At 68.2% G+C, this 12999-nt stretch carries 12 protein-coding genes; 1 reads left to right on the top strand and 11 read right to left on the bottom strand.

The annotated features are described in order from the left end of the window. Positions 1-42 precede the first annotated feature (42 nt). Complete coding sequence (locus AZKH_RS19330; RefSeq protein WP_015437486.1) at positions 43-966, top strand: LysR family transcriptional regulator; 924 nt, start codon at positions 43-45, stop codon at positions 964-966. On the opposite strand, the gene AZKH_RS19325 is transcribed toward AZKH_RS19330, so the two are convergent. From AZKH_RS19325 to AZKH_RS27740, 11 genes are all read right to left on the bottom strand, one after another. Then, positions 954-2369, bottom strand: coding sequence for a 4Fe-4S binding protein (locus tag AZKH_RS19325; protein ID WP_015437485.1), 1416 nt, complete (start codon positions 2367-2369; stop codon positions 954-956). The genes AZKH_RS19330 and AZKH_RS19325 overlap by 13 nt on opposite strands. Beyond that, positions 2366-3175 (bottom strand): FTR1 family protein, encoded by an 810-nt coding sequence (locus tag AZKH_RS19320; RefSeq protein WP_015437484.1) that lies wholly within the window; start codon positions 3173-3175, stop codon positions 2366-2368. The genes AZKH_RS19325 and AZKH_RS19320 overlap by 4 nt, the downstream gene beginning before the upstream one ends. Positions 3176-3196: 21 nt before the next feature. Next, entirely contained in the window at positions 3197-3544 is a 348-nt protein-coding gene (locus tag AZKH_RS19315) for a cupredoxin domain-containing protein (protein ID WP_015437483.1), read from the bottom strand. 79 nt (positions 3545-3623) lie between these two features. Continuing rightward, positions 3624-5120: a carbohydrate porin gene (locus AZKH_RS19310; RefSeq protein WP_015437482.1), complete on the bottom strand. Its 1497-nt coding sequence runs from the start codon at positions 5118-5120 to the stop codon at positions 3624-3626. A gap of 1 nt (position 5121) precedes the next feature. Next, a complete protein-coding gene (locus tag AZKH_RS19305; protein ID WP_015437481.1) occupies positions 5122-5667 on the bottom strand; it encodes an iron transporter in 546 nt (181 codons plus the stop codon). 209 nt (positions 5668-5876) lie between these two features. Further along, positions 5877-7298, bottom strand: coding sequence for an efflux transporter outer membrane subunit (locus AZKH_RS19300; protein ID WP_015437480.1), 1422 nt, complete (start codon positions 7296-7298; stop codon positions 5877-5879). A gap of 5 nt (positions 7299-7303) precedes the next feature. Then, complete coding sequence (locus AZKH_RS19295; RefSeq protein ID WP_015437479.1) at positions 7304-9292, bottom strand: MacB family efflux pump subunit; 1989 nt, start codon at positions 9290-9292, stop codon at positions 7304-7306. Beyond that, a complete protein-coding gene (locus AZKH_RS19290) occupies positions 9289-10569 on the bottom strand; it encodes an efflux RND transporter periplasmic adaptor subunit (protein WP_015437478.1) in 1281 nt (426 codons plus the stop codon). Before AZKH_RS19290 ends, AZKH_RS19295 begins: the two co-directional genes overlap by 4 nt. Before the next feature lie 225 nt (positions 10570-10794). Further along, positions 10795-11211 carry a biopolymer transporter ExbD gene (locus tag AZKH_RS19285; protein ID WP_015437477.1) on the bottom strand — a complete coding sequence of 139 codons (417 nt, stop codon included), beginning with the start codon at positions 11209-11211 and terminating at the stop codon, positions 10795-10797. Continuing rightward, a complete protein-coding gene (locus tag AZKH_RS19280; RefSeq protein WP_015437476.1) occupies positions 11211-11972 on the bottom strand; it encodes a MotA/TolQ/ExbB proton channel family protein in 762 nt (253 codons plus the stop codon). The genes AZKH_RS19285 and AZKH_RS19280 overlap by 1 nt, the downstream gene beginning before the upstream one ends. 3 nt (positions 11973-11975) lie before the next feature. Next, on the bottom strand, positions 11976-12302 hold the full coding sequence (locus tag AZKH_RS27740) for an energy transducer TonB (RefSeq protein ID WP_231874430.1): 327 nt from the start codon (positions 12300-12302) through the stop codon (positions 11976-11978). Positions 12303-12999: the final 697 nt, after the last annotated feature.

Below are 12999 nucleotides of genomic sequence, written 5' to 3'. Positions count from 1 at the left end.
GATCGATGTATAAATCCTACAAGCTTTTTGAAGGAGAGCTTAATGATTGAGCCCGCCATGCTACCCGCGCTGGCCGCCTTCGAATGCGTCGCGCGTCACGCCAGCTTCAGCCGCGCCGCCGCGGAAATGGGCTTGTCGGCATCGGCGCTGTCGCAATCGGTGCGGAGCCTCGAGAGCCGCCTCGGGGTACGGCTGCTGGCCCGCACCACGCGCCGCGTGGGACTGACAGAGGAGGGCGCGCGGTTGCTCGATGGCGTGCGGCGTGGCCTCGGCGAACTAGAGGGGGCGCTCGCGACCGTCGACCACGCGCGCGAGCAGCCGTCCGGCACGGTGCGCATCACGATGCCGCGCATCGCCTACCCGCAGTATTTTGCACCGCACGTCGCGGCCTTTGCCACCCGCTATCCGGAGGTCGGCATCGAGTTCTCGCTCGACGACAAGTTCGTGGATCTCGTTGCCGAACGCTTCGACGTCGGCCTGCGTCGCGGCGAGCAGATCGCCGGCGACATGGTGGCCGTTCCCTTCGGCCGCCCGCAGCGTCTGATCGTCGCCGCGGCGCCGGCTTACTTCGAACGCCATCCCGTGCCGCTAAGGCCCGAAGACCTCGCGGCGCACGACTGCAACCGCTTCCGTTATCCGACGAGCGGCCGCGCGGCGCCTTGGACTTTCCGCCATGAGGGGCGGGAACTGGAGATGGAGGTCCGTGGCCGCTTCATCGTGAATGATCTCGAAGCCGAACTCGACCTGCTGCGGCGCGGGCTCGGCATCTCGCAAGTGGTCGAATCGATGGTCCTCGACGATCTGCGCGAGGGGCGATTGCGCGAGGTGCTGGACGACTACGCCTGGCCGATGCCGGTCGCCCACCTGTATTTCGCGAGCCGGGCCCAGATGCCGGCCCGCTTACGGGTGTTCATCGATTTCTTCCGCGCCGCCAACAGCGGTGCGGCGACCGGTCACCAGACGTAGAACATCACGATCCACGGCAGCACCGCGCCCGCGGCCCCGGTCGCAAAGGCGAGCAGCGCCGAGGTCTTGCGCAGGCCGGACACCGAGCCGCGGTGCACGTGGATCGTCGCGAGCACGAGGCTGGCGATCGAGGCGATGGCGAGCAGCGCCCCGCGGACTGCGGGCAGGCTCGTGAGGGTCACGCCCTCGGCCGACAGCAGCGTCACCGTCAGCCCGGACAGCCCGAGGAAGACGCCGACTCCGCCCAGTGGGATCAGCGCGTAGGCGAGCCGCAGGTGGCCTTCCGCCTCGCCGAGCAGGCGCCCCGCGGCGCGCAGCCACAGGCTGATCCAGCCGCCGATGAGAAGCGCGGACAGGCCGATGTAGCCGAGGATCATCAGGCCGTCGAGCCAGGTGAAGACGTCGTTCGCTTCGGGGTAATGCGTCAGCACCCACCACGGGATGTCGTCGCCGAGCAGCGCGAAGGCATCGTGCTCGACCAGCCACTCGGCGGCGGCGAGCTTCGCCTGCACGAACCACGGCGAGGCCGACCACTGGAAGGCGCCGATCGCGGTACCGATGATGCCGAATACGAGCAGCCGCACTTCCCAGCGGTCCGTCTGCTCGACGGTAAGCTGCGCGACTTCGGAGCCCAGTACCCGCGCCTTGAGCGCGACGGCGTCGCGGTGCCCGCTGCAGCGGCCGCACATGTGGCAGTCGGACGCGCTTTCCATGCGACGGATGTCGACCAATGGCGCGCAGTTGATCGGGATCACCTTCTTTGTGCCCCGCGCATCGCCAAACCCGCCGCCAAACGACTCCCAAGCCGCGCGATCGGTGCGGAAATGCATCGGCGCGAGCCGCGAGAGCAGGCCGAACACGCCGTTGACGGGGCACAAGTGACGGCACCACACGCGCTTGCCGCGCCCGTAGACGAGTCCCACCGCGATTGCCGCGACGGTCGAGCCGCCAAGCACCAGCAGCGCCGCTTTCGGATATTCGTAGACGCTGACGAGCTGCCCGTAGACGGTCGTGCCGAGGAAGGCCACGAAGGGCCAGCCGCCCCACTTGATCCAGCGCGGGATCGGCCGGCCCAGCCCGAAGCGTGACACCTGCTCCGAGATGAAGCCCTCGGGGCACAGCACGCCGCACCACACGCGCCCCATCAGCATCATCGACACGAGCACGAAGGGCCACCAGACGCCCCAGAACGCGAGTTGCGCGAAGAGCGTCAGGTTGTCCCACAGGTGCGCGCCCGATTCCGGTAGCGGCAGGAAAGCCGGCGTGACGACGAGGAAGAGATACACGGCCAGCACCGTCCACTGGATGCCGAGGATCCAGCCGCGGTGACGGCGCATCAGGTCGCCGAGGCGGGCGAGCCGCGGCACGGTCGTCGCCGAGGTCGGGAGGGCGCAGGTGTTCATGCCGCAGTCCTCCGCGGCAGGCGGCCGAGCAGCGCGACCAGCGCCCAGTAGCCGACCCACGCGAGCAGCACCATCAACGACGGCTGCGCGCGGTAGCCGGCGAAGGCCGCGGCGATGGCGCCCACCGTGCTGCCGTCCGAGAGCAGCAGCGAGCTGTCCCACACGGGCTCGAGGAGCGGCGGCAACCATTCCATGTTGATCAGCCGTTCAACGCCGGACACCAACAGCGCCGCGGCGAGCAGGAAGAGGACGATCTCGGTCGCGCGGAAGAACACGCGGCTCGGCAGCCAGCGCGCGCCGCGCTGGATCAGCCATGCGGTGGCGAGCGCGAGCACGAAGCCGATGCCGGCTCCGGCGAGCATCCGGTGCAGCGCCTCGCCCGATTGCTCGACGCCCAGGCCGTACAGGAAGAGAACCGTCTCGGCGCCTTCCCGCCCGACGGCGATCGTGGCGAGCAATGCCGCCGACGCGCCGCCCGCGGCATTCGCCAGTCCGGTTTCGAGTTCGCGTTTCATGTGGCGCCCGTGGTGCCGCATCCACAGCACCATATGCGTGATCAGCCCCGCCGCGACGAACACGATTCCGGCCTGGAAGGCTTCCAGTGCGTCGCCCGCGAGCTGGCTCTGCAGACCCAGCATCGCGGCTGCGAGCACGCCGGCCAACAACAATCCGCCGCCGACCCCGGTCCACAGGTGACCGACGCCGATCCGGCCGTCGCTGCGCGCGCGGATCCACGCATACAGGATGCTGACGACGAGGATGGCTTCGACGCTCTCGCGCCAGACGATGAACAGTGCGTTGCCCATGACGACTCCCTGGAGGTCCGGTTATTTCGCGACGATCTGGCCCTTTGCCGTCTCGCGGTGGAACTCGCCGAAGAACGGATAGGTGCCTGGCTGCAGCGGTGGGAACACCGTGCTGCGCGTCGAGCCCGGCGCCACGACCAGTTCCTTGAGCGGGCTCGAGGTCTCGAACTCCTCGGGGCCCGCGTTGCGGTTGGTCAGCTCGACGCGAAAACGCGTGTTGGCCGGGACGGTGACCGTCTCCGGCGTGAAGCGGCCGTTCTCGGCGACGATCTGGAAGGTCGGCATCTCGGCGCGCGCGGTGAGCGGGGCCGCGACAGTCGCAAAAGCGGCCAGCATGAGCGCAATGCCGATCGGACGTGCGAAGGACATGGGAAGGAACTCCTCGCCTTGAAAACGTAAAAGCCCCGCCGGGGCCGAAGTCCGGGCGGGGCGAGGGGAGCGTTGGCGCTCAGAACGCATACAGCGCGCGGATTCCGAGCGTCGTGATCGAATCCGCATCCGGGTTCGCCGCCGCGCGGCGAACGTACTGCAGGTCCGGCGTCAGCGAGAGCTGCTTGTTCAGGTGCCAGCGGTAGTAGAGCTCGGCGACCTGCTCGGCGCCGCGGGCGTCGAAGCCGAAACCATCCAGCAGCGGCGCGGCGTCGCGGAAGTCGCGGCTCGAGCGCAGCCAGGCCCAGGCGAGGCCGACGGTGTCGGCACCACGGCCCCATGCGTCGCCGGTGACTTCTGCGCCGACGGTCACGGCGCGATCGAAGGCAGCCTTGCCCTTCGTCGATTGGCCGTAGCGGGCGAACAGCGTGACGTCCTCATCCACGCGCTGGTCGACGCTCACGCCCCAGCCGGTCGTCGTGCCACGCGAGCCGTCGAAGCCGTCGTACTGCCCGTTGCGCCACGCATAGAGGCGATAGTTGCCGTCGAGGCCGTAGGCCTTCAGGCCGTATTCGAGCTGGCCGATCACGAAGGGCCTGTTGAAGCTGCGGCCGAACTGCGCGCCTTCGCCCGCGCCGAACGCGGCCAGCGACACCTGCCACCAGTCGGGCTTGCCGCTCTCGTTGCGATAGGCGAGGCGCACGCCCGGCGTGAAGCCGTAGTCGTCGGCACCGACCGCCCCGCCCGAGTCGAGCAGCGGGTTGTGCACGAAGACGTTGTTCAGGAACTTCTCGGCCTCGTTGTCGGCGATCGTGTTCTGGTCGAAGAACACGAAGGGGTCCATCTTGCCGACGTTGAACTGCAGCTTGTGCGGCGACTCTTCGCCGCCTTCGCCGAGCGGGGTCGAGAGCTGGTAGTAGGCTTCCGCGACGATCGCGTAGGTTTCCTGCGAGCCGCCGCCCGCCTGGAAGGCGAGGCTGTTGAAGGCGCCGGTGAAGGTCGGCTTCAGGCCGCTGAAACCGTCGCCCTGGCCGAAGCGCAGGTGGGTGAAGAACTCGCCCTTGCCCTCGCCGATGTCGCCGGCGGGCAGCGTGATGCCGACGTCGCCGCGCCACGTCAGCACCGACTCGTGCTTGCCGGATGCGCGCGCGCCGCCGTTGATGCGCTGCGCGACCGCGGCGACGCTGCCTTCGACGGTGATGCCGTCGAGCGCCTCGGCGAGCTTGGAGGGCGAGGCGATGGCGTCGGTTTTCGCTTCGACCGCCTTCAGGCGCGTGACCAGTTCCGGCTCGCGCTCGGTGATGCGGTCGCTTTCAAGGCCAGCCGTGAGTTCCTGGTTGGCCTGTTCGAGCGCCTCGACGCGCTTGGTGAGCGCAGGCGAAGGGGCCGTCGCGGCGGCGAGCCGGCTTTCGAGCTCGGCGTTACGCTGTTCGAGCTTTTCGACTCGCTCGGCGAGCCGCTTCATCTCGGCGAGCATCTTTTCCTGCATGCTCGCAGCGGGGGCGGCGTGGCTCGCCGTGGTCGCGCCGAGCACCGCGACCGCTAGCGCGGTGCGGGCAAATCGGACGGCCGCCATCTTAATAGCCGCCCTTCTTGCCGACGCCGGCGTAGGTGAATTCGTTCTCGACGTCGAAGGCCTTGAACCACGGACGCACGCCGGTCGCGCGGTCGGTGTGGCGGCCGAAGTGGGTGCCCTGGGTCGCGCCCGGCGCCAGGATCGTGTACTTCACCTTGTACTTGCCGGGGCCGGCGAGCTTGACGTTGTCGCCATAGTGCGGGCCGTCGTTCGCCACCATCGGCATGAAGTCGCCTGAGATCTTCCAGTCGCTGCCGACCTTGCTGATTTCGAACTTCACCGTCAGGTAGGGAATCCAGCTGCCTTCCTCGAAACCATTCGGGTTGTTCGCGAGCGCCCGGACGTCGGCCTCGATGTGGATATCCGACTCCGAGGCCTTCTTCATCATGCCGTCTGGCTCCATCTCGATCGGCTGCAGATAGACCGCGGCGATTTCCATGCCGTTGCGCTGCTGCGGGGTCCCGATCGGATATTCGAGGGCGTTGGCGGCAAATGCGAGGCCGCTCAGGGCGGCGAAGGCCAGGGGCCGGAGCAGGTTGCGATGCATGAAAATCCCTTTGAATGACGAGTTGATGTTTGAAGTCGCGTGCAGAATTGTTATTGCATGGATGCGAATAATAAGCAGAATGAGAAGTATTCGCAAGAACGAAATCTCAGATTTCGTCACGTCTCGGTTTTGGCAGCAGACACACGCAGGGGCCCGGGCCGCGGGGTCGTCGCGGCTTCAGGTGCGAGGGAAAAGGGTGGGAAGCGCGCTCAGTCGGTGCGCACGGTGCTCTCCGCCGCCTGCCAGCCGCCGCCGAGCACCTTGATCAGGTCCACGCTGCCACTCAGGCGGGCGAGGCGGAACTGCGAGAGCTGGTCCTGGGCCTGGAACAAGGTGCGCTGGGCGTCGAGCACGGTGAGCAGGTCGTCGGTCCCTTCCCGGTAGCGCAATTCGGCGAGCCTCAGCCCTCGCGCGGCTTCGTCGCGGATCTGCAACTGCACGGATTCCTGGCGGCGGTTGCGCTCGACGTTGCCGAGCGCTTCCTCAACCTCGCGCAAGGCGGTGTGGATCGCGCCGCGGTAGCTTTCGACGAGCGCCTGGCGTCGCGATTGCGCGCTGCCGACTTCGGCGTCCAGCCGTCCGCCGTCGAAGAGCGTGTGGCTCAGCGATGCCGTCAGGGCAACGGTGTTCGCTGGGCTCGACAGTGCCAGCAGCGCCGTGCTCGCGAGCCCGGCCGAACCGGACAATCCGATCGACGGCAGCAGCGCCGCGCGGGCAGCGGCGACGTCCGCATCGGCGGCTGCGAGCCGGGCTTCAGCGCTGGCGAGATCGGGGCGGCGCGCCAACAGTTCGGATGGAAGCCCCGGTGCGACGGACGGCACCTGCAGCATCGACAGCGTCTCGCCGCCGACCGCGAAGCCCTGCGGAACGCGGCCGAGCAGCACTGCGAGCGCCGCCTGGGTCTGGCGGGCCTGGGTTTCGAGTGGCAGCAGGGCCGCGCGCTGCGCGAGCACTGTGCCCCGCTGACGGCTGACGTCGAGCGCCGATGCCGCGCCGTTGCGATAGCGGGATTCGGCGATCGAGAACACACGTTCGGCGGTCGCGAGGTTTTCGCGAGCGATCTCGATGCGTTCGCGTACGGACAACAGCTGGAAGTAGGTGTTCGCAACGCCGGCGAGCAGCGTCAGGCGGGCGGTCGCGAGGTCGTCACGCGTCGCGTCGAGTTCGGCCGAAGCGCCACGGACGCCCGCCGCGATGCGGCCCCACAGGTCGACCTCATAGCTGACGGAGAGTGAGACGCCGGTCGATTCGGATTCTCTCGCCGGTCCGCTGCGACCGGGCTCGACCCGGCTCCACGCGGTGTCGGCGCCGAGGGCTGCACTCGGCAGCAGCGAGGCGCCGGTCACCTTGAGGGCGAGTTCCGCCTGGCGCACGCGCTCGACAGCGACGCGGAAGTCGGGGTTGGCGGACAGCGCTTCGGCCATCAGCGCATCGAGCTCGCGCGAGGCGAAGCTGCGCCACCAGCCCGCGTCGGGGCGCGTGGCTGACTCGGACAAGGTCTCGTCCCACGCGGCAGGCATCGCCACGTCCGCGCGCGTTGCGGGTTCGGTGACGGCGCAGCCGCCGAGGATCAACGTGAGCGCGAGGGCGAGGACGGTCTGGGGCAAGGCGGAAAGTCTGGGGTAGGTCATGGGACTCATTCCGACGCGAGTGCGACGACCGGGTCGAGGCGCGCAGCCTTGCGTGCGGGCAGGTAACCGAAGATCAGGCCGGTGGCGAAGGCGCAGCCGAAGGCAAGGAGCACCGGTGACAGTGAATACTGGACGGGTGTATCGAAGGCCGCGATGATCGCCGCGGCGCCGAGCCCGACGCCGACGCCGATCAGGCCGCCCAGCGCGGAGACGACCAGCGCCTCGATCAGGAATTGCTGCAGGATGTTCCGCATGCGCGCGCCGGTCGCCATGCGGATGCCGATCTCGCGTGTGCGCTCGGTGACCGACACCAGCATGATGTTCATCACGCCGATCCCGCCGACCAGCAGCGAGATCGCGGCGACCGTGCCGAGCAGCACCGTCAGCGTGTTCTGGGTTTCGGTTGCGCTCGCGATGATCGAGGCCATGTTGCGGATCTGGAAGTCCTCGACCCCGCTATGACGTGCCTGCAGCAGCGCGCGGACTTCTTCCTGCGTCTCGTCGATGCGGGCGACGTCTTCGACCGCGACGATCGCGCTGCGCAGGAAGCGTTGCCCCGTCAGGCGCAGGCTGCCCGTCGTGAAGGGGACGAAGATCACGTCATCCTGGTCCGAGCCCCAAGGCGTCGCGCCCATCGGACCCATCACGCCGATGACCTGGAAAACGAGGTTATTGACGATCATGTAGGCGCCGACCGGGTCGTCATCGCCGAACAGCGCCTTGGCGACGGTTTCGCCCAGCACCGCGACTGCAGCATAACGACGCTCGTCCTCCGCGCTGAAGAAGGTCCCGCGCGCGACCGGCCAGTTGCGGGCCAGCGGGTAGTCGGCACCCGTCACCTCCGCCGAGGTACGCTGGTCGGCGCCCCCGTAGCGGACCGTGACGCCGGTGTTTTGATCAGGAACCGCGGTGAGCACGTTCGGCAAGTCGCGCAGCGCGCGCACGTCATCGAGCACGAGCGTCGCCGGCGTGTCCCGCCCGCGTTGGTTCGGCGCGCCGGGACGCACCGTCAGCAGGTTCGTGCCCATCGAGCTGATGCGGTCGACGACGTTCCGTTTGGCGCCGTCGCCGATCGCCAGCATCGCAATCACCGCCGCGACCCCGATCACGATGCCGAGCAGGGTCAGTGCCGCACGGAAGATGTTGGTGCGCAGCGCCCGCAACGCGGTTCGCGTGGCTTCGACGACGTCGGACAAGGGCGAGGTGCGGTCGATGTGCGGGGCGAAGTCGGGCTCCGGGCCGCTGCGCGGAAGGGGGCCGGGGTCGGCGATAATGCCGCCGTCGCGGATTTCGATGATGCGCTGCGCCTGCTCGGCGACCTCGCGTTCGTGCGTGATCAGGATGATCGTGTGCCCGTCGGCCGAGAGCTTGCGCAGCATCTGCATGACCTCGGCGCCGCTGCGGCTGTCGAGCGCGCCCGTCGGCTCGTCGGCGAGGATCACACGGCCACCGTTCATCAGCGCGCGTGCGATCGACACGCGCTGCTGCTGTCCGCCCGAGAGCTGGTTCGGACGATGTTCGCAGCGCGATTCGAGGCCCAGCGTGGTCAGTAGCGAGATCGCTCGGGCGTGGCGTTCGGCCGGCGGCATGCCGCAGTACACGGCCGGCACTTCGACGTTTTCGCGCGCGCTCGCGCCGGCGATCAGGTTGTAGCTCTGGAAGACGAAACCGAAGGTCTCGCGCCGCAGCTGCGCGAGTTCGTCGCGGTCCAGCCGCGACACGTCCTGCCCCATGAAGCGGTAGGTGCCTTCCGTCGGCCGGTCGAGGCAGCCCAACACGTTCATCAGCGTCGATTTGCCCGACCCCGAGCTGCCGACGATCGCGACGAACTCGCCCGGGTAGATTCTCAGGTCGATGCCGTGCAGTACTTCGACGGCGATCTCGCCGTTGTAGAAGGTCTTCGTGACCCCCGACAATTCGATCAGCGGCAGGTCAGCCGAGCGTTCATGCAGCGGCGCGACCGCCGCCTGCGCGACTTGCGGTTCGGCTTTCATATGCGTGGCTGGCGCCGCGGCGCCTGGGGAGCCCCCTTGTCAGGGAGGGCGATGCCCGACAGCACGCGTTCGCCTTCTTCCAGGCCGGACATGACCTGCGCACTGATGCGGCTGGTTACGCCGATTTCGATCTGGCGCTCTTCCAGGGTGCCGTCCTCGCGTGCGACCTTGACCATCACCTTGCGGGGGCCGCCGGCCGCCGCCCCGTCCGCTGCGGGTTTCTTCGGATGCGGAGGCGCGCCGCCTGCACTGCCGCCTTCGCCGGCGGCGCGCGCCTTCGTGCGTTCGGCCCGCGCCGTCGCGATCGCCGACATCGGGATCTGCAGCGTGTCCTTGACCGATGCGACGACGAAGAAGACCTGAGCCGTCATCTGCGTCATCAGCGCATGGTCCGGGTTGTCCACATCGAACAGCGCGTTGTAGAGCACCACGTTGTTCTGCACGACCGGCGTGGGTTCGATCTTGCGCAGCTTGCCCGACCAGCGCTTGTTGTTGCTGCCGAGCGTCGTGAAGTAGGCCTCCATCCCGAGGCGCAGCCGCGATACATCCGCTTCCGACACCTGCGTCTGCACGGTCATCGTCGAAAGGTCCGCGACGCGCAGGATCACCGGCGCCTGCTGGCTCGCGATCAGCGTCTGGCCCTGGCGCGCGGTCACCGATACCACGGTTCCGCCCATCGGCGCGTAGATGCGCGCGTAATTGAGGTTCGCCTCGTCGGCGCGCAGGTTCGATTCAGTCTGGTCGATCTGCGCCTTCAGCGCCGCGACCTGTGCTTCGGCCGACTGCAGCGCCGCTTCGGCGTTTTGCAGGGCATCGGTGCTGGTCGCATCCTCGGCCATCAGGTTGCGCTGGCGGGTCAGCTGGGCCGTCGTCAGCGTGCGGCTCGCCTCGCGGTCGAGCAGCTGTGCGCGGAGATTGCGCAACTGTGCGTGCGTCGCATCCACCTTGCTCTGCAGCACGATCGGATCGATCTCAGCCAACAACTCGCCGGACTTCACCTCGGAGCCGACATCGACGTGGATCTTCTTGAGCTGCCCCGACACCTGCGCGCCCACATCGACGTAATCGCGCGGCTGCAGCGTGCCGGTCGCGGTGACCACATCCTCGAGGTCGCCCCGTGTCACGTTCGTGAACTGGTAGCGCGTCGACTCGTCCGGTGCCGCGAAGTACTTGGACCACACGAAGTAGCCGGCACCGCCCAGCACCGCGACGGTGGTGAGGGCAAGCAGGGCGCCGCGCCAGCGGCGGCGCGGTCGGGGCGCGAGGGGACGGGTCATGTCAAAAAGCGGGATGAAAGTAGGGTCTTGAACGGCAGTGTCGCCCGCGACGCCGAACTTGGCAATTGGGTATTCCGGGGGCCGCCTCGACGTGTGCAGGGCTAAGCTCGGCCGATTGTTACCGGGCGAAGAATAAGCGATGCCTCACAGCTGCTTTGTATCGTAATGCAGCCGCGGGTTCCCGGGCGGGAGGGGGCGGCCGGGCGCAGCGCCCGGCCGTGGGCGTCAGCGCTCGGGGACGGTGACGAAGCCGATCTTCTGGATGCCGGCCGTCTTCGCGGCCGACATCACCTCGGCGAGCTTCTGGTAGCGCGTTTCGCGGTCCGCACGCAGGTGCAGTTCCGGCTGCACGGTCGCGGCGGCCGCCGTTGCCAGCCGGTTGGCGAGTTCACCGTCGGCGATCGGCTGGTCGTTCCAGAACATCTTCCCCGCGCCGTCGATCGCGAGCGTGACCGTTTCCGGCTTCTCGTTGCTGGCCTGGCTCGCCGCCGCCGGCAGGTCGATCTTGACCGAGTGCGTCAGCAAGGGGGCAGTGATCATGAACACGATCAGCAGCACCAACATCACGTCGATCAGCGGGACCATGTTGATCTCGGCGATGGGCGCCGAGCGCCCCTCCGAACTGAATCCGCCGAAGGCCATTACGCCGCTCCCGCGCTGCGCAGATTCAGAGGCGCCGAAGCCGTCGTGCCGCGCGGCGCGTCTCCGGCCGGTGCGCTGGCGAGACGGGTGCCAGTCGTGAACCACGCGTGCAGGTCGTGCGCGAAGGCGTCGAGTTCCGACAACTCCAGCCGGTTGGCGCGCGTGAAGGCGTTGTAGGCGAGCACCGCCGGAATCGCCACGAAGAGACCGAACGCGGTCATGATCAGCGCTTCGCCCACCGGGCCCGCGACCTTGTCGAGGGTTGCGGCACCGGAGGTGCTGATCCCGATCAGTGCGTGGTAAATGCCCCACACCGTGCCGAAGAGGCCGACGAAGGGCGCCGTCGAGCCGATCGACGCGAGCACCGTCAGGCCCGATTCGAGCTGTGCGGTCGACAGCGCGATCGACTTGCGCAAGGCGCGCGTCACGAACTCGTCCGCATCCAGCTTGCCGCCCAGGGTTTCGACGTGCGTGTGGCGACGCAGATGTTCCGCCGCGGCGGCCCCCTGGCGGGCGAGGGCCTCGAAAGGCGAACCGGCGGCCGTGCGCGACAGCTGCGAGAGCCCGTCGTCGAGGTTTGCGGCATTCCAGAACCCTTCGACCGCATTGTCGAAGCGGCGGGCGCGCAGCTGCCGCGCGGCCCGAATGGCGATCAGGTACCAGCTCGCCACGGACATGGTCACGAGCAGCAACGCGACGAGTTTGATGACCAGGTCCGACTGGCCCCACAGATGGGAAAGGCCGAAGTTGTCGGTGAGCATTGTTCAGTTTCCTTCGAGTTTGAAGATGATCGGTACGATGACCCCGGCCTCCACAGCATGGCCGTCCTGTTTCGCGGGCACGAAGCGCCAGCGCTGCACCGCCTCGCGCGCCGCCTGATCGAGCCGTCCGGAACCTGAACTTTCCGCCACCTCGACCCTGGCAGGCAAGCCCTCGGCCGTGACCTGCACACGAAGCATCACCTTGCCTTCCTCGCGCATGCGCCGTGACAGGGGCGGGTACGCGGGGGCCGGGTTGTTCAGATAGGCCGCGTCGAAGCGTACCGGCGTCGTCGGAGCGGGCGCAGAAGCCGCCGCAACTGCGGGTTTCACCGGTGGCGCCGGTTCCGCTGCCACGGGCGCCGGTGCCGGCCGGACTTCTGCCGGAGCGGGGGCTTGCACGGGGGGCGGTGCGGCGACTGCGGTCGGCGATTCAACGCGCGGCGTCGGGAGCGGAGCGGTCGGGCGCGGCGGCGCAACTTTTTCGCGTGGCGCCGGCTTTTCAGGTGCGCGATGGGGCGTCGGAGGCGGCGCCTCGACCGGCATCGGTTTCGGCAGTTCGATCAGCGTCGCGATGATCGTCGGCGGTGGCGGTGGCGGGGGTGTGGTGACGACCTGCGAAAGGAGGAGAAGTCCCGCAATGTGAGCGAGACCAACCCCCAGCAACACGAGCCTTCGTTCCCGCCGCGACACGACCTGCCGCGGTGTCGGTGGCGGCTGTACAAGGGGGGCGGCCGGTACCATCGCATTGAGGCGCGGGGAGTGTGCCATATGCGTCACGGCCACAGCGTCGGATGGAAGGGCCTCCAAGGCTGGCGTCGATGCCATGGACACGATCTGGCGTTTCAGCGCAGCAATTGGTCGAGCAGGAGTGCGGCAATCATCAGATAGGTCGCTACGCGACCGACTGCGAAAGCCACACCGTGGGGCGGCGTACGGTCATGGAGGCGGGGTGAGGGGGAAAGTTGCATTCTAGCCAGTTCTCTCGGGCTATGGGCTGGCTGGTTCTGCGGGAGAACGGGCTGGCTGG

The organism is Azoarcus sp. KH32C (assembly GCF_000349945.1).
Classification (GTDB): domain Bacteria; phylum Pseudomonadota; class Gammaproteobacteria; order Burkholderiales; family Rhodocyclaceae; genus Aromatoleum.
Note: the sequence above shows the minus strand (reverse complement) of the source record. Positions and strands in the feature narration are given on the sequence as shown.